General features: G+C 41.4%; 24 protein-coding genes. 17 read left to right on the top strand and 7 right to left on the bottom strand.

The window, feature by feature from the left end; genetic code table 11:
* From AOG27_RS12000 to AOG27_RS11980, 5 genes are read left to right on the top strand one after another with little or no spacing between them, the layout of a single operon-like run.
* Positions 1-960 carry a flagellar motor protein MotB gene (locus AOG27_RS12000; RefSeq protein ID WP_054553254.1) on the top strand — a complete coding sequence of 320 codons (960 nt, stop codon included), beginning with the start codon at positions 1-3 and terminating at the stop codon, positions 958-960.
* Between the two features lie 11 nt (positions 961-971).
* Entirely contained in the window at positions 972-1742 is a 771-nt protein-coding gene (locus AOG27_RS11995) for a ParA family protein (RefSeq protein WP_054553253.1), read from the top strand.
* Between the two features lie 2 nt (positions 1743-1744).
* The gene (locus AOG27_RS11990) at positions 1745-2503 is read left to right on the top strand and encodes a chemotaxis protein CheW (protein WP_054553252.1); all 759 of its coding nucleotides are present in this window, start codon (positions 1745-1747) and stop codon (positions 2501-2503) included.
* 21 nt (positions 2504-2524) lie between these two features.
* On the top strand, positions 2525-3022 hold the full coding sequence (locus AOG27_RS11985) for a chemotaxis protein CheW (RefSeq protein ID WP_054553251.1): 498 nt from the start codon (positions 2525-2527) through the stop codon (positions 3020-3022).
* Positions 3023-3037: 15 nt separating this feature from the next.
* Positions 3038-3442 (top strand): DUF2802 domain-containing protein, encoded by a 405-nt coding sequence (locus tag AOG27_RS11980; RefSeq protein ID WP_054553250.1) that lies wholly within the window; start codon positions 3038-3040, stop codon positions 3440-3442.
* 17 nt (positions 3443-3459) lie between these two features.
* Here AOG27_RS11980 and AOG27_RS11975 read toward each other — a convergent pair whose 3' ends face one another.
* Positions 3460-3768, bottom strand: a complete 309-nt coding sequence (locus AOG27_RS11975) for an EscU/YscU/HrcU family type III secretion system export apparatus switch protein (protein WP_054553249.1) — start codon at positions 3766-3768, stop codon at positions 3460-3462.
* A gap of 5 nt (positions 3769-3773) precedes the next feature.
* Positions 3774-6398 carry a flagellar hook-length control protein FliK gene (locus AOG27_RS11970; RefSeq protein ID WP_054553248.1) on the bottom strand — a complete coding sequence of 875 codons (2625 nt, stop codon included), beginning with the start codon at positions 6396-6398 and terminating at the stop codon, positions 3774-3776.
* Between the two features lie 102 nt (positions 6399-6500).
* Here AOG27_RS11970 and ccmA point away from each other — a divergent pair, with 102 nt between their 5' ends.
* Genes ccmA through AOG27_RS11920 form a run of 10 tightly spaced genes read left to right on the top strand, consistent with a single transcriptional unit; the run spans position 6501 to position 14216 of the window.
* The gene (ccmA, locus tag AOG27_RS11965; protein ID WP_138599030.1) at positions 6501-7121 is read left to right on the top strand and encodes a cytochrome c biogenesis heme-transporting ATPase CcmA; all 621 of its coding nucleotides are present in this window, start codon (positions 6501-6503) and stop codon (positions 7119-7121) included.
* The gene (gene ccmB / locus AOG27_RS11960) at positions 7121-7807 is read left to right on the top strand and encodes a heme exporter protein CcmB (RefSeq protein WP_054553246.1); all 687 of its coding nucleotides are present in this window, start codon (positions 7121-7123) and stop codon (positions 7805-7807) included. The genes ccmA and ccmB overlap by 1 nt, the downstream gene beginning before the upstream one ends.
* 1 nt (position 7808) lies before the next feature.
* The gene (locus AOG27_RS11955; RefSeq protein WP_054553245.1) at positions 7809-8546 is read left to right on the top strand and encodes a heme ABC transporter permease; all 738 of its coding nucleotides are present in this window, start codon (positions 7809-7811) and stop codon (positions 8544-8546) included.
* A 2-nt stretch (positions 8547-8548) separates the two neighbouring features.
* Entirely contained in the window at positions 8549-8752 is a 204-nt protein-coding gene (gene ccmD / locus AOG27_RS11950; RefSeq protein ID WP_054553244.1) for a heme exporter protein CcmD, read from the top strand.
* The gene (gene ccmE / locus AOG27_RS11945) at positions 8749-9228 is read left to right on the top strand and encodes a cytochrome c maturation protein CcmE (protein ID WP_054553243.1); all 480 of its coding nucleotides are present in this window, start codon (positions 8749-8751) and stop codon (positions 9226-9228) included. Before ccmD ends, ccmE begins: the two co-directional genes overlap by 4 nt.
* Before the next feature lies 1 nt (position 9229).
* Positions 9230-11185, top strand: a complete 1956-nt coding sequence (locus tag AOG27_RS11940; protein WP_054553242.1) for a heme lyase CcmF/NrfE family subunit — start codon at positions 9230-9232, stop codon at positions 11183-11185.
* Positions 11182-11751 (top strand): DsbE family thiol:disulfide interchange protein, encoded by a 570-nt coding sequence (locus AOG27_RS11935; RefSeq protein WP_054553241.1) that lies wholly within the window; start codon positions 11182-11184, stop codon positions 11749-11751. Before AOG27_RS11940 ends, AOG27_RS11935 begins: the two co-directional genes overlap by 4 nt.
* A complete protein-coding gene (locus AOG27_RS11930; RefSeq protein WP_054553240.1) occupies positions 11751-12212 on the top strand; it encodes a cytochrome c-type biogenesis protein in 462 nt (153 codons plus the stop codon). The genes AOG27_RS11935 and AOG27_RS11930 overlap by 1 nt, the downstream gene beginning before the upstream one ends.
* Entirely contained in the window at positions 12213-13475 is a 1263-nt protein-coding gene (gene ccmI / locus AOG27_RS11925) for a c-type cytochrome biogenesis protein CcmI (RefSeq protein WP_054553239.1), read from the top strand.
* A gap of 9 nt (positions 13476-13484) precedes the next feature.
* Positions 13485-14216, top strand: a complete 732-nt coding sequence (locus AOG27_RS11920) for a VacJ family lipoprotein (RefSeq protein WP_054553238.1) — start codon at positions 13485-13487, stop codon at positions 14214-14216.
* 63 nt (positions 14217-14279) lie between these two features.
* On the opposite strand, the gene AOG27_RS11915 is transcribed toward AOG27_RS11920, so the two are convergent.
* Complete coding sequence (locus tag AOG27_RS11915) at positions 14280-15503, bottom strand: EAL and HDOD domain-containing protein (protein WP_054553237.1); 1224 nt, start codon at positions 15501-15503, stop codon at positions 14280-14282.
* Between the two features lie 370 nt (positions 15504-15873).
* Here AOG27_RS11915 and putP point away from each other — a divergent pair, with 370 nt between their 5' ends.
* Entirely contained in the window at positions 15874-17385 is a 1512-nt protein-coding gene (putP, locus tag AOG27_RS11910; protein WP_054553236.1) for a sodium/proline symporter PutP, read from the top strand.
* A 90-nt stretch (positions 17386-17475) separates the two neighbouring features.
* Here putP and AOG27_RS11905 read toward each other — a convergent pair whose 3' ends face one another.
* On the bottom strand, positions 17476-17778 hold the full coding sequence (locus AOG27_RS11905; protein ID WP_054553324.1) for a YebG family protein: 303 nt from the start codon (positions 17776-17778) through the stop codon (positions 17476-17478).
* 246 nt (positions 17779-18024) lie between these two features.
* Between AOG27_RS11905 and AOG27_RS11900 the strand changes: the two genes are divergently transcribed.
* Positions 18025-18318, top strand: coding sequence for a ComEA family DNA-binding protein (locus AOG27_RS11900; protein ID WP_054553235.1), 294 nt, complete (start codon positions 18025-18027; stop codon positions 18316-18318).
* Positions 18319-18345: 27 nt separating this feature from the next.
* Here the strand turns inward: AOG27_RS11900 and AOG27_RS11895 are convergent, their stop codons facing one another.
* The 3 genes from AOG27_RS11895 to AOG27_RS11885 all read right to left on the bottom strand — a co-directional run bounded on the left by AOG27_RS11895 (position 18346) and on the right by AOG27_RS11885 (position 20447).
* Positions 18346-18648: a DUF6170 family protein gene (locus AOG27_RS11895; RefSeq protein WP_054553234.1), complete on the bottom strand. Its 303-nt coding sequence runs from the start codon at positions 18646-18648 to the stop codon at positions 18346-18348.
* Positions 18648-19166 (bottom strand): disulfide bond formation protein DsbB, encoded by a 519-nt coding sequence (dsbB, locus tag AOG27_RS11890; protein ID WP_054553233.1) that lies wholly within the window; start codon positions 19164-19166, stop codon positions 18648-18650. Before dsbB ends, AOG27_RS11895 begins: the two co-directional genes overlap by 1 nt.
* A gap of 129 nt (positions 19167-19295) precedes the next feature.
* Positions 19296-20447: a chorismate mutase gene (locus AOG27_RS11885; protein ID WP_054553232.1), complete on the bottom strand. Its 1152-nt coding sequence runs from the start codon at positions 20445-20447 to the stop codon at positions 19296-19298.
* Positions 20448-20519 lie beyond the last annotated feature (72 nt).

Genomic DNA, 20519 nt, shown 5'->3' with positions numbered 1-20519 from the left:
ATGATGCGCCGTCGTCTGCGTCATAACACGTCAAAAAACCAACATACTGAACGCTGGCTTGTCTCTTATGCCGATTACATGACCATCATGTTTGCTTTTTTTGTGGTCATGTATGCGATCGCAATTAGTAAAAATGAAGATTTTCAAATTCTCTCAGATTCACTAGAGCAGGTGTTTGAAAAGTCTGCTCGTCAGCAACAACAGGTTGGCACTGGGGTTAACGGCACAGGCATACTAACTGACAGAGTCAGCCCTGAGAACGACATTCTATACGGTGAGAGCATTCGTAAAGATGAGCAAGGCCCTGAATTACTCGATGGGCAAAGCGAAACCAGCAATATTGAGAAAAAACATCTCGGCAAGCCTCTCGACAGCTTACTTACTAAATTACAGTCTGCGCTCATTGATGAAATTCGTGATGGCGAAGCAAGTTTAGAGCTTCATCAAGATTGGCTCATCATTGAATTAAGCTCTGGTATGTTGTTTTCATCGGGCAGTGCTGTTGCACAGCAGCGTGCAAAACAAGTTGTTAGTTTAGTGAAAGATATTATTGCACCAGTTGATAATTACATTCGTGTGCGTGGTTATACCGATAACGAAGGTATTCGTAATGAGATGTTTCGCTCTAACTGGGAGCTATCTGTAGCGAGGGCGACATCTGTCCTAGTTGAGCTTGAGAGTTTAGGTATTAACCCTGCGCGTATGGCTATTGAAGGTTACGGGCAATATTCACCTTTCGCAAGTAATGACACTGAGCAAGGACGCGCAGAAAACCGCAAAGTGGTTGTTGCATTGTCTAAATATGGTTTACCGCCAAAAGAGCCAGAAAATACTGAACAAGAGTCACAAAACCAACCGCAACAGACGACAGAAATTGAGTTGCCAAGCGATGATAACAGCATTAAAGTGATTCAATTACCACATGGTGGAATTAGGATTACCACGCGCAATGAACAATAATAAGGTGTGATGTGAAAGTTTGGACCGTAGCGAATCAAAAAGGTGGGGTAGGGAAAACAACAACAGCCGTTAGCCTTGCTGGTATTCTCGCTTTACAAGGAAAACGCGTGTTACTTATTGACACCGATCCGCATGCATCATTGACTTATTATTTTGGTATAGATTCAGAAGACTTAGAAGTCAGCGTGTATGATATTTTCGCGCGTGGTAACAGCATGGCCAGTGAAGAAATTTTGCAGGCTCTATGTCCATCAACACTTGAAAACCTAGATATCTTACCTGCGACGATGGCAATCGCGACGCTTGATAGAAGCATGGGCAATAAAAATGGCATGGGCTTAATACTAAAAAAAGCGCTTGCCAAAATTAGCGACCATTATGACTATGCAATTATTGATTGCCCGCCTGTTTTAGGGGTTTTGATGGTCAATGCACTTGCAGCCAGTGAGCGAATTTTAGTGCCAGTACAAACAGAATTTTTGGCTTTAAAAGGGCTTGATCGTATGATGCGCACCATGGAGCTGATGCAAACATCGCAAGCAAAACAGTACCAATATACAATTATTCCTACAATGTACGATAAACGTACTAAAGCATCACTTGAAGCTTACAAGACTCTGCAGGATAATTACAAAGATAAAGTATGGTCAGGCGTGGTTCCTGTCGATACAAAGTTTAGAGATGCTAGTTTAGCACAGCAAGTGCCGATTCAATTTTGCCCGCGTTCGCGTGGCGTTTTTGCCTATCGCGCCCTGCTTGATTACTTAGTTGCACAAGGTTAAAGATGAGTAAGCATTTATTTGCCAATGAAAAAGTGATGACCCAATATTTGGGCGCTTTGTTGTGTGAAGATGAGCCTACAGACCAAAATCTTGAGCCAGTCGCAAAGCTGCTGGAGCAGGTTAAAGAGCCTGAAACTAAGACAGAAGAAAAGCTGACAGACGTTCAGCCTACTCCAGAACCTGTTTTACCACCCCCAGAACCGACTAAAGAGCTTGAGAAAACCGAGAACCAAGCTAATATCAAAGATATAGTCGCAGAACCTAAAGCTGAACTGGTTGCAAAAACCTCGTCTGATCGTCAAGAAGACTATTTTGATGGTGAATTTCAGGCATTATTCTTTGAGGTTGCAGGGTTAACCCTTGCTGTACCGTTAAAAGCATTAGGGGGAATTCATCAGCTGGCAGAGGTTAACCAATTATTTGGTAAACCAAAATGGTTTAAAGGTGTCATGCTAAACCGTGAAGAAAAACTAAATGTTGTTGATACTGCACGTTGGGTTATGCCAGAAAAGTATGATGAAAAATTAGAACACTCATTAGATTATCAGTATTTAATCACCTTAGGTGACAGTCAATGGGGATTATTGGCAGAAAAGCTCGTAAATAATATTACGCTTCGTAAAGAAGATGTAAAATGGCGAGCAAAATCAGGTAAGCGGCCTTGGCTTGCAGGTGTTATCAAAGAGAAAATGTGCGCCTTGATTGACGTTGAAAATTTAAATCAATTGCTAGAGCAGGGCTTAGACAGCCGTGAGCAGTAACTATTTTTACGGAGTAATAGCATGAGTGAAGAAAGACTACTGTCAGCAAATAAAAACGCTGATAGCAACGATGAAGTGTTACAGTGGGTAACCTTTAAACTTGAAGAAGAAACGTACGGCATTAACGTAATGCAAGTACAAGAAGTACTTCGCTATACCGAAATTGCTCCTGTGCCAGGTGCGCCTTCTTATGTGTTAGGTATTATTAACTTACGTGGTAATGTTGTTACTGTGATCGACACGCGTGCACGTTTTGGTTTAATGGGTGCTGAGGTTACTGATAACTCTCGTATCGTTATCATTGAAGCTGAAAAGCAAGTGATTGGTATTTTAGTCGACAGTGTTGCTGAAGTGGTTTACCTACGTAGCTCTGAAATTGACAGTGCGCCAAATATTGGCACAGAAGAAAGTGCTAAGTTTATCCAAGGTGTATCTAACCGTGATGGTGAGTTACTGATCTTGGTTGATCTTAATAAATTATTAAATGACGATGAGTGGGACGAGCTAAGCGCACTATAAGCGTTTGGAAATTATATGCTGTTATACTCTTTGTTTGGTGCCTCAATCTTACTTGTATTAGTGTGTTTGGGGCTTATTTTTGTCAATAACAATAAGCAAGCGGCGGCGATTCAAGCTAAGCAAAAACAGTTACAAGAAGCTCAACAGCAATTGAGTATTTTACGTAGCGAAGTGGCTGAAATGCGAGCTGGCATGCTAAGTATTGGCAAACGTGTTGTTGCTGTTGAAGAAAAAAGTAAAGAGCTTGAACAGCTACAAGATGCACAAAAATATGATGATCCGAATGCGAAAATTTATTCGCGAGCGGTTAAAATGGTTGAGCTAGGCGCTGATTTAGAAGAAATAATTCGTGAATGCGAATTACCCAGAGCCGAAGCTGAGCTACTCATGTCACTTCATAAACAAAAAGGCGCCGAATAGGCGCTTTTTTATTTGAGCTAAGCTTTGATGTTGAGCTTACCTTGAAAGTCTTGCCAACCCGGTGGAAACTTACCACGCAATACGTACGAAAAAGCAATTAATTCAGCAATAACATAATAGAGCTCTTTCGGGATTTCTTCACCTAGCTCAAGATGCGATAAGGTTTGAGCTAAGTCCGCATCTTGGTGTATCAAAATGCCTTTTTGCTCAGCAAGTTTGACGATTTCTTCAGCCAATTCACCAAAGCCTTTACTGGTTACTCGTGGTGAGCTACCCGCTTCGTAGAGTAAGCCAATTGCTGATTTATGCACCGCTTGTTCACTCATAAAAATTACACCTTAATGTTAATAATCGCATGGGATTTATAAAAAGCTTGGTGGTTTGATGTCCCTTGTTGCAAGTTTAACTCACCTACATTTAAACCATGGCCTGCTAATTTATGGCGCAGCGTTTCTAAATGCGGATGAGCAAGCGCTGTCACTTCTTGTGAAGAAGCGAGCAATTGGCAATCAACTGCTTTATCCATCACCTCCGCGGTAATTTGTAACTTGCCAAGCTGAGCATAATCAAAGTTCAATCGCACAAACCAGACATTCTTTGCTTCGAGTTTATTTTTACTTGGCTTTTTATATTGTCCTAAGCTGATTTCTGTTTGCCCTGTTTCAGGAGGTAATTTCATCGGTAAGAAAAACTGCGCTAAAGCACTGTTATCTTGTTGCTGATTGATGGGCGTTGTTTGCACCTGAGCTAGAGTGTTTTTCAGTTGCGAGGCTTCAGCCGCCATGGCTTGCATCGCAGGCTGCTGTAGTTGCTCGAGTAATTTATTGCCGTTAACGGCTTTAAAGTTGGGCACTAACACTTGCAGTAAGGCATCAAGACCAGTTTGATTATTAAAACTAAGGTTGGTTGGTGCTTGATTAATAATTGGCGCGGCAAGTGAAGCCACTGCTAGTTGTTCTAACCCTTGGCTGAAGCTTGCCTGCTGAGTTTGACTAGGCAGTGCTGTTGGCCTGAGGATACTTAAAAGCTCTCGTTCAATCGTTGTAGGGTGCATGTTTTGACTCGAGATCATGCGATTAAATGCTTGATTAACGAGCCTGTTTAAATCTACCGAAGGCGATGTGTTTTGCTCACTCAGGGCTACAAGTTTCTCTGTTAATTGCACTGGCAGAGGCATACTTGCTAACGGTTTACTTTCAGGGAGCGGTAATAGCTTAGCAATCAACGCGGCTTCGATTGGCCTTATCGGCAATAATGGCTGACTCAAGTTCGGCTCTTTTGTTGCTAAGAAGGGGGCGTGTAATTGAGTTTGCTGTTGAACAACTTTTTGTAACCCTACGGTTTGCTCATTGGGTGCTCGAGTCACGAAGTTATGCTGTTTAGTTTGCTCACTCATATTTTTCAGTACTGAATTAGCGAGGCTACTTTTAACTGGGGCAAGCTGTTCAGATGTTGCTTTGTCAGAGTTTAGAGTATTAACAGAACTGTTAATTGACTTGTTGTCTGCAGGTGCTTTTTGCATAGCATTGTCTAAGCTCAATACAGGGAGTTGTTCTTTGCTATGGTTTGTAGCCAACTGAGTCGCTTGATTTTGTGCGCTAACAAGCGGCTCTAAACTGACTTTTATCCGTTGCAGTAACTGTATTAAAGGTGCTGCCTTGTTATAGCTCACGGGTAAACTAACTTGCTTTGCAGGCTGACTTTCGGTTAATGGCTCTGTTTGTTTAGCCACAGGTGGTGGCGTATTAGCTGTAACTGGCCCACTGGGTTTTTGCGCTACTTGGAGCGCAGTGTGTTGGGGCGCGCTTTGTTGAGCAGCGGCAAGCTTTACTATATTGATTTTATTGGCATTAAAGCCCAGTTGGCTAATCGTATTTTTGCTTTCAATCAGCTGATGCGTTGACTGGTAAACAGCCGCTTTGGTGGTAGCAGGGAGCTTTTCAAAATAGCGCACTGCATCACTAATACGCGTTTTTAAATCAGCAAAACTGTCTTTTAGCCAAGAGCTAATGGGGGAATTTGAGCTGCTCGATGGCGCTAACAACGTACTCTTAGGTTCAACAGCTTGGCTTTTTAATGCTTGATTGAATGTCTCTGACAGCGAGTTCTTTAACAGTATTTGTTGCACAGGCGCTTTATTTATAAGTTCAACAGTATTTTTAACTTGCTGGGGGGTTAGTTTTAATGCATGAGGATGAAATTGCCACTGCGCTTGAATTTGCTTAGCTTGTTTTGGCGATATTGTAGGTAGCGGTAAAGTTAATTCATTACTTTGCTTGTTTGCAACGCTTAACTGTACTTGTTGCCCTGCTAATTTCAAATTCATTTCAGGGGTTAGCTTAGCCACCAACTCAGCTATTTTTTGTTGGCTAACACTTTGCTGATGGAGAGAATCCCCAAAGCGATTAATAATGTTTAAATTAAAGCTATTTTGTTGGTTGGTAGCAGGCAGCAAAATGGCTTTAAGTGGTGCTTCAGCTTTTAAAAGAGCAGCGAGACTATTATTAAGAGCAAACTCAGCTTTTAATGCCGGTAGTTGTAGTAAAGGTTTACTTGGCGCAATCTGAGCAGGGTGCGGCATATTTGTATTTGCACTCCCTTGCGTTAGCAAGTTCAGTAGTGCTTGTAATTGCTGGCTTTTGCCAAGTGTAATCGTCAGTGGTGCTGGTGTGATAGTCAGCTGTTTACCATCACTACTTAATTGAATATTGGCCGCTAAAAAGCGCTCAGTTTTGAGGTTTTCTTGCTCTGTTGATAAGCGCAGTGTTTGCCATGAGTTATTGATTAGCACGTCCATTTGCACACTGTGCTTACCAACCACAATATTACGAGCAGTTAGGCTCTGCTCAGCCAGCATTTTCAAGGCATCATTAGGTGATTGCTGTAGTGCACTGCTGATTGCTTTTGGGTCTAGATTAAGCTGAGTGCTGAGAGTCAACTGGCTTTGTTTATTCATTATTTTAGATCAAATATAAGTTAATCGTTTTAAAGCAATATTCGTATTACCCTATCATTATGGTAGACTAACGCCTAATTTTGGGTATAGAGAATCGTCATCTTGTTACACATTAAGGCCGTCACCTGCATCAAGCAAGATCGTTGTTTGTTTGCGGATCTTAATTTCAGCTTGAAATCGGGACAAATTATGCAGTTAGCTGGTCCGAATGGGGCTGGTAAAACATCATTATTGCGTATTATCGCGGGTTTCGCTATGGCGGATGAAGGCGATGTTTTGTTCCAAGATCGCTCAATTACAAAATACTATGATGAATATGCACAAGAGTTATTATTCATCGGCCATAAAACTGGGGTAAATACACAGCTTACCGCCCTTGAGAATGTCGCATTTTGGCTAAAAATAAATGGCTACGATAGCAAACAAGACTTGTATCCGATCTTAGCAAAAATAGGCTTGGTAGGTCTTGAAGATGTACCTGTTCGTATGTTGTCAGCAGGGCAACAACGCCGTGTCGCTCTAGTAAGACTGTGGTTAAACAGTGCCAAACTATGGATCCTTGATGAGCCATTTACAGCCCTTGATAAAAGCGGTGTTGCATTTTTACAAGAACGCTTTGTTGAGCACCTAAATGCTGGCGGCGCGATTCTATTAACCACCCACCAAGATTTAACGACACATTTTAGTGACCTTCAAACAGTGACTTTGGAGTATCGCCACTGATGGTAAAACAGCATTCGTATTGGCAATTATTCTCTGCGGTTTTTTCTAAAGATCTTAAATTAGCGTTTCGTCAGCGTGCTGAAATCGTTAACCCTATCTTGTTTTTTCTTATTGTTATTACTCTTTTTCCGTTAGCAATTGGCCCTGAACCCGGTCTACTTGCTCGTATGGCGCCGGGCATTATTTGGGTCGCTGCTTTACTCTCGACCATGTTAGGCCTAGATAAGCTATTTCGTGATGATTATCACGACGGAACACTAGAGCAATTAATTGCTTCATCATACCCTTTACCGTTAACTGTCCTTGCAAAAGTGGCTGCGCATTGGGTGATCACAGGGTTGCCTTTAGTGTTAATGACTCCGGTATTTGCTTTGTTATTGAATTTAGAAAGTTCAGCGCTTTTAGCAACCGTTCTGACCTTATTGTTAGGTACGCCATTGCTTAGCTTCATTGGCGCAATTGGCGCTGGACTTACTGTGGGACTACAAAAAGGCGGCATTTTAATGAGTTTGCTTGTTCTGCCTTTGTATATCCCTGTACTAATTTTTGCAACCTCGGCTATTGATACCAGCTCTATGGAGCTTGCCTATAGCGGACAGCTTGCAATCCTTGGTGCCATGCTAATCGTAGCGATTATAGCGGCGCCAATTGCCATATCGTCAGCATTGAAAGTGAGTGTAAGTTAATATGTGGAAGTGGTTACATCCCTACGCAAAAGCAGATCGTGCTTACCAATTGTGTAACACCTTACTGCCTTATTTCGCCGTCGTTACGGTGGTTTGTATGATTGTTGGATGGGTCTGGGGGCTTGCTTATGCCCCAGCCGATTACCAACAAAAAGACAGCTACCGAATTATTTTTATCCATGTGCCTTCAGCTATTTTATCTATGGGCGCTTACTCTTCTATGGCGATTGCAGCAGTGATCGCACTAGTATGGCAATTACGTAATGCAGAACTTGCAGTGATTGCAATTGCACCTGTCGGGGCATGTGTGACAGCGATAGCATTAATTACCGGTGCAGCATGGGGTAAACCTATGTGGGGCGCATGGTGGGTGTGGGATGCACGTCTTACCTCTGAGTTAATTCTGTTATTTTTATACCTTGGTGTGTTATCGCTTTATCATGCTTTTGAAGATAAAAAAGCAGCGGGGCGTGCTGCTTGTATCTTAGCCATTGTTGGGGTTATCAACTTACCGATTATTCACTTCTCGGTGGAATGGTGGAATACCTTGCATCAAGGTGCAACCATTACAAAGTTTGATACTAAAGCTATTGATCCAAGCATGTTTTGGCCATTAATGGTTAACATTGTTGCGTTTGCAGGTTTTGTTGGTGTGGTGACGTTAATCCGCCTTAAAAACGAAATTCTACAACGTGAAAAGCATCGCCCTTGGGTGCGTGATATGGTTGAGCGAGGTTAATCATGCAGTTTGATTCTTTTGCAGATTTTATTGCCATGGGTGGCTATGGCTTTTATGTATGGTTGTCTTTTGGTAGCTGTGCATTAATTTTACTCGGTATTTTATTTAGTTCGTTAAACGATACAAAACGTATTTTCTCTTCAGTAAAGCAGCAAGCACAACGTGAAGAGCGCATTAAGAAAGCGAAGCAAGAGGCAGGGCAATGAATCCAAGACGTAAAAAACGTTTATTAGCAGTTGTAGCCATTATTTTTGGTGTGGGTGCAACGATTGGTTTAGTGCTGTATGCACTGCAAGAAAACATCAATTTATTCTATACCCCAAGTGAACTTGTTGATGGTAAAGGACCAAATAAAGAAAAACCGCATATTGGTCAAAAGTTACGTATTGGTGGCATGGTTGTACCTGGCTCAGTTGTTCGTGACGAATCAAGCTTAAAGGTAAGCTTTAAGCTGATTGATAAAGGCCCTATGGTGACAATTAATTACCAAGGGATTTTGCCGGACTTATTCCGTGAAGGCCAAGGGATTGTGGCGCAGGGCGTGTTAGTTAAAGCCAATGAAATTGATGCCTTTGAAGTACTTGCAAAGCATGATGAAGAATACATGCCTGCAGAAGTTGCTGAAGCAGTGAAAGGTATCAAGCACGAAAAACCGACGTATAACTTAGATAACGGCAATTAATATGATCCCAGAACTCGGTTATTTTTCTTTAACACTGGCCATGGTGCTAAGTGTTCTATTGTGTATTTTTCCTTTATGGGGCGCGCATACCGGCAATTTACGTTTAATGCGTGCCGCCCCATCACTGGCAATTGGACAATTCGTATTTGTACTTCTGTCTTTTGCTGCACTTGTTTATGCCAGTTTAACCGACGACTTTACTGTTTCGTATGTTGCTTATCACTCAAGTAGCACCTTACCTTGGTACTACAAAATAACCTCGACATGGGGTGGTCATGAAGGGGCAATTTTACTCTGGTTAGTAATGCAAGCGGGTTGGACAGCAGTTGTCGCTATGCGTTCGCAATCATTACCTTGGGTATTACGTGCTCGTGTACTGGGTGTACTAGGCTTTTTAGGTGTTGGCTTTATGCTGTACACCTTATTAATGTCGAGCCCATTTGAGCGCTTATTACCGTATTTCCCTGTTGAAGGTCGCGATTTAAATCCGTTATTGCAAGACCCAGGTATGATCATTCACCCGCCATTGCTTTATATGGGCTATGTGGGTTTATCTGTGTCGTTCTCATTTGCTATTGCAGCGTTACTTACAGGTAAGCTTGATAATACTTGGGCTAAGTGGTCTCGTCCTTGGACTATGACAGCATGGGGCTTTTTAACACTCGGTATTACCATTGGTAGTTGGTGGGCATACTCAGAACTTGGCTGGGGTGGCTGGTGGTTCTGGGATCCCGTTGAAAACGCATCATTAATGCCATGGCTTGTGGCAACCGCATTGCTGCACTCATTATCAACCACCGAAAAGCGTGGTGTATTTAAGTCGTGGACCGTATTACTGGCTATTGCAGCATTCTCGTTAAGCTTACTGGGTACCTTTATTGTTCGCTCGGGTATCATTGTATCTGTGCATGCTTTTGCCTCAGATCCTAACCGCGGTATGTTTATTTTAGCTTTCTTAGCCATTGTAGTTGGTGGTGGTTTATCGCTTTATGCACTGCGTGTTTCGCAGGTGAAAAGTGAAGGCCGTTATAAGTTTGCCTCACGTGAAGTTGCGCTTTGGTTAAATAATATTTTCTTAGTTGTGGCAACACTGATTGTATTGCTAGGTACATTACTGCCAATGATCCACAAAGAACTTGGCTTAGGTAGCATTTCGATTGGTGAGCCCTTCTTCAATAAGATGTTTGCTATTTTACTGGTACCGTTTGCTATTTTAATGGGTATGGGTCCGCTGTTACGCTGGAAACAAAATAAATGGTCAATGTTGCAAAACAAATTTGCACTATCGGCTGTTGTCAGTCTCGTGGCTACGGCAGCGTGGTTATATTCAAGTTACGATGTAATTGCGCCAATTACCTTTATTGCAACTGCGCTAGCGGTATGGATTGTTGTTACTACTCTGGTTGATTTAGCGGCAAAAGTAACTATTCACAAAACCTTAGGCGAAGGCTTTAAACGTTTAGGGCTAAGCTATTGGGCGATGGTTTTAGGCCACGTTGGTTTAGCGTTCGTGATTGCAGGTGTAACGTTAACCTCTGCTTATTCAGTAGAGCGTGATGTATCAATGAAGCCGGGTGATACTGTGGCTTTAAATGAATATCAGTACCGTTTTGATGGTGTTAAGTCTATCCGCGGCGCAAACTATAGCGGCCATGCTGGTGTTGTCACTGTGCTGAAAAATGATAAACAAGTAACCGTTTTACATGCTGAAAAACGCCGTTATGACATTGGTATGCAATTTATGACTGAAGCGGCTGTTGATGCAGGCTTTACGCGTGATTTGTATTTAGCGCTAGGTGAGCAATTAAGCCAAGGTGCGTGGTCGTTACGTATTTACCATAAGCCTTATGTTCGTTGGATGTGGCTCGGTGGTATCTTGATTTCACTGGCAGGCTTTTTAGTGCTTGGTGATAAACGCTATCGCCAAAAATCGACTAAGCAGGAGGCATCAGCATGAACCGTAAACTACTCGCACTAGCACCTTTACTGGTTTTCGTTTTACTGTGTGTGTTTTTATATCAAGGCTTGTTTGCTAACCCGCGTGAGCTGCAAACTGGGCGTATTGGGCAGGCTATGCCAGTTTTCAACTTGCCAGACTTGATGGATGAGTCAACGCGTTGGACAGATAGTGATTTAAAAGGTGAAGTTTACTTACTCAATGTGTGGGGCACATGGTGCCCGACCTGTTTAGCTGAGTTAGGCTATTTAACTGAGCTTAGAGAGCAGGGCGTTAAGATTGTTGGCTTATACTACGAGCAAGGCTACGACCCTGACTTTGATGGCCAGTTTGATATTAACGCACTACGCGAAGACGTTACCAGTATGCTTAATCGTGCTGGCGACCCATATCAATTCAATATCTTAGATTTAAAGCGCACATTAGCCCTTGATTTAGGGGTGTCTGGCGCGCCAGAGACCTTCTTAGTTGATAAGCAAGGCACCATTTTGCTGCACCATACCGGCGATATTAATCCGCGTGTGTGGCGAGCCAAATTCGCACCGTTAATGCAGGAGTTACAGTAATGAGACTCGTGATTTTTTTAGCAAGTTTGCTTATCACGTTTAGTGCATTTGCAGAGCAAGACAAATATCAATTTGATGACAAAGAGCAAGCTGTACGCTTCAGTGAGCTTACCAAAGAGCTGCGTTGCCCTAAATGTCAAAACCAAAACATTGCCGACTCAGACGCAGTTGTAGCCAAAGACTTGCGCGACAAAGTGTTAGCGCTGGTAAAAGATGGCAAAACTAAAGATGAAGTCATCGAATATATGATTGACCGTTATGGCTACTTCGTACATTACGATCCACCCGTAACACCCGCAACCTTAGTATTATGGGTATTGCCAGTATTGATTGTGGTACTTGGCTTTGGGTTTATTGTTTTACGCCAACGTAAGGCATCGGTAAAACAAACATGGACAGAGCAAGACGAGGCACTACTTGCAAAGTTAATTGAACAAAATCAACGTCAGGAGCAAAGCTAGATGGCATTAATGTGGGCTTCTTTTGTTTTACTCACGCTGGTTGCATTGCTATTTGTTGTCGTTCCTTTTTTTAAACGCGAACGTATTCAACGCCTTGATCACAATGCAAACTCGGAGTTAATCCGAATTTATCATCAACGTTTAGATGAGCTTAAAACAGACTTAGATAACCAACGTATTGATGCACAAATGCACGACGAATCAGTTATCGAACAAAAACGTCGTTTGCTCAATGAGCTGTCTCCAGAAAAAGCGCTAAATAGTAAAGGTAACAACCGTATTTTTGCCCTTACTGGCGCTGGCTTTTTAATTGTTTTAACGGCTATCTTTTACGGTTACACGGGTAGTCAGCAGCAAATAAAAGGCTGGCATGACGCGATGGCAAACCTTAAGTCGTATGGTGAACGTGCCGTAATGCAAGATGGTGAGCCATTGACACCGAATGAGTTGCAAGCATTTGCTTTAGCATTGCGTACTAAGCTTGATCAAAGTGGTGATGATGAAGTGGCGTGGATGCTGCTAGGTCGTGTTGCGATGTCATTAAATGAATTTGATATGGCGATGCAGTCATTTGATAAAGTGCTAAAAATGAACCCGGATAACAAGCAAGTGCTGATCAGCTATTCGCAAGTTCTGCTAATGGAAGGCAGTGATGCGAATATGTCACGTGCAGCAACGATGTTATCGAGAGTGTTAAAAGCAGAGCCGACTAATATTGATGCAATCTCATTGTTAGCTCTGATTGCTTATGAGCGCAAGGATTGGCTGCAAGCTAAAACTGCGTTTGAAGTACTGCTTGCAAGTATGCAGCAAAATGATCCGCGTTATAGCATGATTGCAGAGCGTATTGCTGAAATTGATGCTCACTTAAATAATCAGCAGCAAGTTACAAATACAGAAATTGCAGAGGCTTCACACAGTGAAATTCGCATCACAGTTGATTTAGACTCAGCTCTAGCAGATTCGCAGCCACAAAACGGCACCTTGTTTGTTTTTGCAAAAGCAGCCAGTGGCCCACAGATGCCATTAGCCGTGGTAAAAATGACGGAATACAGCTTTCCGCTAACAGTGACATTGAGTGATTCGAATGCCATGGTTGAAGGTCTGAATTTATCAAGTGTCGATAAAATTATTTTAACTGCGCGTTTATCAAAAGATGCAACTGTGGTAACTTCTAGCGGCGAGTTGGAAGGCAAGTCGGGTATTTTAGAACGTGCGAACGTTAAAGAGTACGCGTTGCTAATTAATGAGTTAATACCGTAAGGATAGCCGATGTTTAGGCACAGTATATTTTTTATCTTTTTTGTAGTGCTTGCAGGATGCGCACAAATACCCGAAGAAAAAGCGGATGAGCGAGATCCGTTACAGTCGTTTAACCGTCCTATGTATGATTTTAATATGGACGTGCTTGACGCCTATATTCTTCGCCCAGCAGCTGTTGGCTACGTTACAGTAACGCCAACACCGGTGAGACGCAGTGTTGTTAATTTTACCGATAACATCACCGCACCAACGGATATGGTCAATGCTGGTCTGCAGGGTAAGCCTGGTAATATGGGTATTAGCTTAGCGCGCTTTTTAGTGAACTCTACAGTAGGTCTACTCGGTTTTTTTGATGTTGCTTCATCGCTGGGCTTAGAAATTGTCGATGAAGATTTTGGCCAAACTCTTGGTGTATGGGGAGTGGGTGATGGTGCTTACTTGATGATCCCTGGTATGGGACCAAGTACCGCACGAAACTTAACTGGTGATGTTGTTGATAATTTCGTATTACCTGAAATAACACTAACAACACCTCAAACAATATTAGTGTTTGCACTTAAAGCGGTTGAAGCCCGTGCTTCATTAATGCCACAAGAGAGCCTATTAAATGAGTCGCTAGACCCTTATATCTTTATGAAAGATATTTACTTCCAGCGCCAATTATATGAGCTACATGATGGTAATCCGCCACTAGAAAAAGAGCCTGATGACTTTGACGAAGACTTCTTAGAAAATCTTTAAAAGTGTTAAATAAAAATGCCAGCAATTGCTGGCATTTTTATATCGTTAAGGGATGGGTATTCATCAGTCCCCAAACACACTCATTTGGTCATTAGACCAACTCAATGCATCATGGTAAGCGTCAGGTACTTCTTCAGGTTTAAGTCCAAGTTGTTGTTGGATTTCTTTCGCTTTTTCCCAATTTGCTTGCTCATAAAATTTTACCAGCTTTAAATACGTTGCTAATAAGCCTTCATCTTTGAGTAGCGCATCTTTAATTTCAATAGTCAGCGGTAACTTGTTCATTACACTTGGCATATCTTCGTCGAGGATTGCATCCATTAACGACATCATACCCGTTAAAAATGCCATACCAGTATCTCGCATTTTGCCGTGGCTGATTGCCAATAATTCAGCAAACCGAGCACGGGTCAATGAAAGGCGAATTAGTTCGGCTGGCTTATCTGCTGCGACTTGCGCTGCAAATAAAAGTGATAAGAAACGTTTAATTTCTTCACTTCCTAATACAATAAGCGCTTGTTTAATTGTGCTGATTTCAGCGCGACGTTTAAAGGCCGCTGAGTTTGAGTAGCGTAGCAACTTATAAGATAAGTTAACGTCACGTTCAAACACCTCAGTGATTTTTCTGAGGTTTAGATCAATACTCGATGTTTCGTATAGAAGCTCGGCAAGAGCCATCTCTGATGGCGGCAAAGTTTTGCTTTGTACCATCTCAGGTTTTGAAAAGAAAAACCCTTGGAAGTAGCTAAAGCCCATTTCTAGGGCAAGCTGATACTTTTCGTATGTTTCAACTTTCTCAGCAAGCAACTTTATGTGTGGATACGGCTTAATAGCCTCGATGATCGCTTTTATTGAGTCTACATCACAAGTTAGAAAGTCAATCTTAATAATATCGATGTAAGGATAAAAGTGTCGCCATACAGGTTGGTGAATGTAATCATCAAGTGCAAGTATATAGCCTTTTTCTTTTAGATCTTTAACTAATGCCAGTAGGCGTTTACCTGGTTGGATTGTTTCTAATATCTCTACTACCACCTGCTCTTTACCAAGTAAAAGTGGATAACCCTTTTGCAAGGTTTCTAGAGTAAAGTTGATATAAGCAGGTTTGTTATCCGTTAAATCCTCTAAACCAAAATTAAATTGGCTGCCTTCAATAAGTCGTGACGTTGCTTCATCGCCATCAATATCAGGAAAAACATTGTCTACGCCATCTCGAAATAAAAGCTCGTAGCCAATTAGTTTTTTATCCCTGTCTAAAATAGGTTGGCGTGCAGCGTAAAAATACATAGTCCAAACATGTCCACATCTGTTAATTCATTTACTTCTCGCAATATATTGCATTGTGCCTGAAATAGCATTAGCTAAATGTTCATTTGCGAGGAAAAGTTATTATTTTATTAAGAATTAAAGACTAGGATAATTTGCAGATAAATTCTATAACTTGCGATTAAATATAAGAAAAATGTTAGATAAAAGTTGAAAAATTGAGCTTTGTCATTTATCTGCTTGATTGGAGTTAAGGGGGGTAAGCATGATATAGTCGTGGATGATATAGGTTTTTACCCCAATAATGTCTTTAAATTAAATAACTTGCGAGTCATTATTCGGATTAAAAGCCAACATTAAACAACTTTTGGAGGCTAATTTGGAAACAGGAATGATAATTTCGTTAGCATTGTACTTCATCGTCATGTTGGGGATTGGGCTATATGCTTATAAGCAATCTACCGACGATGTATCAGGCTATATGCTAGGTGGTCGTAATTTATCACCAAGTGTTGCTGCGCTTTCAGCTGGCGCATCTGACATGAGTGGTTGGCTGCTAATGGGCCTACCAGGTGCAATGTACTTGTTTGGTTTAAGTAAGGTTTGGATTGCCATTGGTCTAGTACTCGGTGCTTGGGCTAACTACTTCTTAGTCGCGCCTCGCTTGCGTGTTTACACAGAAAAGGCGAATGACTCAATCACCATTCCTGATTACTTCGCAAACCGCTTTGATGATAATAAGAATATTCTGCGTGTTATCTCTGCGATTGTAATCATTGTTTTCTTTACTTTATATACCTCATCAGGTGTTGTTGCAGGTGGTAAGTTGTTCGAAAACTCATTTAATATGAGCTACGAAATGGGTCTATACATCACAACAGGTGTCGTCGTGTTATATACCTTGTTTGGTGGCTTCTTAGCCGTGAGCCTGACTGACTTTGTACAAGGTTGTATCATGTTTATCTCGCTGCTGGCTGTGCCAATTGCGACGTTTACCATGCTTGATCAGCCAGTTATGGATACACTTGCCAATGCACGCTATGACTTATTATTAAGCTCACCAAAAGAATCAGAAATACATGCACTTAATATGATGGATTGGTTTGCAGGTGGTTCGACTATAGCGATTATTTCAGCAATGGCATGGGGCCTTGGTTATTTTGGTCAGCCACATATTATTGTGCGTTTTATGTCTGTACGTTCAGTGAAAGATATGCCAACCATGCGTCGTGTGGGTATGTCGTGGATGACGCTATCAGCAATTGGAGCTGTGCTAACTGGTCTATTTGGTGCTGCTTATATGCTTGAAAACCAAATGCCTATTGATGATAAAGAAACTATTTTCTTAGTGTTGTCTGAGCTTATCTTCCATCCTTTAATTGCCGGTTTCTTATTGGCAGCAATTTTAGCGGCAATTATGAGTACTATCTCTTCACAGTTGTTAGTGTGTTCAAGCTCTCTAACTGAGGATTTCTACAAAATTTACTTAAACCGTAGTGCATCTCAAAAAGAGCTGGTTTTAGTTGGTCGTATTAGTGTTATCTTAGTTGCCTTATTTGCTATTTACCTAGCTTATGACCGTAATAGCTCTATTTTAGACTTAGTAAGTAATGCATGGGCTGGTTTCGGCGCAGCATTTGGTCCACTGGTGCTACTGAGCCTTTACTGGAAACGCATGAACTTACAAGGGGCTATTAGTGGCATGGTTGTTGGTGCAGCAACAGTGCTGTTTTGGATATACGCGCCAATTACTATTGATGGCCAAGCACTAAGTGCAATCATTTATGAGATTGTCCCTGGCTTTATTTTATCAACAATAGCCATAGTTGTTGTTAGCCTTATGACGGCTGAGCCAAAAAAAGAAATTACAGACTTATTTGATGAAGTTGAATCGTCATTGTAGTTTTTGATTAAACACAAAAAAGGGCAACGGATAATTAAACACAAAAAAGGGCAACGGATGTTGCCCTTTTTTTATGATCTAAATTTGCGTTTAGCTTGCCGCTTTTTCTTTTATATCAGCAACGTTATCGTCTGACTTTGCTTTTTTAGGTTTAGCTGGAGCGTCTTTTGCACCTTTAAGTACCGCCATAAATTGGTCTTTTTCTTTTGCCATTTCAAGCGCCAGTGACTCAATTTGTTGCTCGCTTAATGGTACATCAACTTTTTCAAGCATAAGTTCTAATGACTCAGCAATGTCGAGCATTTTGTCATACGCATCAGCTTCTTTCTTAGTAGTAAACGTCATGCGCTCGACTCCGTTTCTTTCTACAACATATTTAACAACAACAGCCATGATTTCTCCTGCATTTAAGCCTGGCATTGCAGCGTAAAATCGCTGCTAAGATTACTGTTTTTATATACAGTAATGCTTCGAGCCTTACTTTGCAAGTAACTTGAGAAAATTTTTATTTAGTAAATTTGACAATACTTTGTGTATTAGCTTTATTTAAAATGTTACCCAAAGTTAAACACAAGCGATGGAGTGAGTGTTGGGTAATCGCTAACTATCAGTCCAAACAAGGGCGTCATGGAGGAAATTATGAAATTACTATCAAGTATTTTACTTGCCGCTACTCTTGCATTACTACCTGCTACACAGGTATCAGCCGAAACACCAACCAAAGCAACACAAGTTAAAATGCAAAAGCTGAGTATTAATAAAGCCAGCATTGAGCAGCTAACTCAATTACCGGGTATTGGTGAATCAAAAGCGAAAGCGATTGTCGAGCATCGCACCAAGCAAGGCTCGTTTAAGTCGCTAGAACAATTAAAAGAAGTAAAAGGAATTGGTGATAAGCTATTCGCTAAACTTGAGGGGAAAATTACACTATAAATAGCAGGTTATCACCTATACAGGGCGTTATTCGCCCTGTTTAAATTCATTGATAGCCTTGTCTAAATGCGCTAACGCGAACATGTTTTCGATAGGTGTTGTGATAAGAGGGTAACTTAAACCTGCTAACAACAACCAAGGAATAAGCATCCACCCTTCAAAGTAAGCTAAACCTAAAAATAATGGCGCTAAAAAGGCAAGCTTACATACCGATAAAATGATCTTTTTGCTCGGGCTTAAATGAGCTAAAGCAAGAGCAATAATCTGCTGGCGTTGCCTTACTTTAAAGTTTTTTAAAGTAGGGATTTGGCTAGTAAAAAAATAAATCATTATAGCGACTTTTTGCTCACTAATCGGCTAACTAAAACAGCCACAAATACCACTGAAAATGCTGCAAAAATCACTTCCATCCATGCCGGCATGCTCATTGAAGCAAACTGCCAATCGATATTGCCACAATCACCAGTGGCAGCAAAGAAGCTAGGGATCCATTCATGCAAAGGCATAAAACTTGGGAAGTTAGGTTCAAATGCACAGCTAAATGCAAACGGGTCGGTATTGTTTTGCATTGCAATGTGTTCTTTAGCAATAAAGTAACCCCAAATTGCTGAGATACCCCAAGTGGCAAATGCGAGTAAGCGAACAACCATACTTTTTGGGTTAATCGCACCAATCACACCCGCTGCAAGTAAGCCTAAAACAGCGGTGCGCTGATAAATACACATGATGCATGGCTCAAGGCCCATGTTGTATTGAAAAAACAATGCTGTGACTTCAAATGCGAGTGAAATAAACGCTAGTAATAACCAAGGTGTTCTTTTAGTTGCTAATTCTGCTAACCAATTCATGAAAGATCCAATTTCAAATTGTTTTCAAGATTATGCTTAGACAGGGCTATGGGTGCAAGTATATAAGATGAAATTATACGAAAAAGGAGTCGACAGACTCCTTTTCATTAGTCATATCTAGGCAGGCTATTACACACTAACAGCCTGCAAAGACTCACTTTGGTAACAGCCTAATACACGTGTGTACTGAGTGTGTTCTTTCAGCTCTTCAAGCGCTTGCTTAACATGTAAGTCATCAAGGTTTGCTTCGAGGTCAACATAAAACACTTCTTCCCACGGATTTCCTGGTACGGGGCGAGATTCTAGTTTTACTAGGTTAATTTGGTGATGTTTAAAAATCATTAAAGCATCAGCCAATGAACCTGCTTGTTGTTTAGTCGCCATGATTAAACTGGTTTTGGTCGGAATTTGTTTCGATACTTGTAGCGGCTTACGGGCGACAACAATAAAGCGGCTGTGGTTTTCGCTTTGGTTTGCAAGGCCTGACTTAATTACTTCTAAACCAACATTTTTGCCAGCTTGAGCTGAGCCGATAGCGGCGCTATTTGCTGTTTCAACCGCAGATTGCAATGCGTGGAAGGTTGAATCACAGGTTTCATGTTGAATGTCACCTAGCCCTTGAATGAAACGGCTACATTGAGCAAAAGGTTGTGGATGAGCAAAAATTTTATTGATATGAGATAGCTCAGTACCTGGCATTGCTAATAAACAGTGCTCAACGCTATGGGTTACTTCACCTACAATTGATACTTGTGCGTGTTGTAATAAGTCGAATACTTCATTGATACTTCCTGAGCTGGTGTTTTCAATTGGCAGTAAGCCAAAATCAGCCTGTCCACTTTCAACTTTACCAGTGATCTGTTCAAAGCTAGAGCAACCCATTTCAATCACTTTGCCAGGGCGGCGGCTAAAATATTTATGGCAGGCTAGTTGGCTATATGAGCCTTGCCCACCCAAATACGCAACACGATGGCTTTCGCTCATAGCTTCTGGGTTGAGGTTCTTTTGCAGCATGGCTTGCTGGTTTAAAACTGAATCTTCAAGAATAGTTTGAAACACATTATTAATGTAGTAAGCGTCAAGACCTAGCGACTTACCATAACTGATTAGTTTTTCCAGTAGTGCTTGTTCGCGAGCTTCATCACGAATTGGTTTGTTATTGGCTATTTTATATTCGACTACGCTGTGGCTTATACGGCGTCTTTTAGCCAGTAACACAAGTAAGTCGGAGTCGATTTCATTTATATCGTGTCGTAACGCATTTAATGTATCAATGCTCATGTTGGTTTCCTCATTCCAAAACAGTGCACAAACAAAAAAGCCTCCCAAGAGGGAGGCTTTAGCTATTCGGTG

The organism is Pseudoalteromonas lipolytica, assembly GCF_001306915.1.
Taxonomy (GTDB): Bacteria; Pseudomonadota; Gammaproteobacteria; order Enterobacterales; family Alteromonadaceae; genus Pseudoalteromonas; species Pseudoalteromonas simplex.
This window is presented reverse-complemented; position numbering and strand designations above follow the sequence as displayed.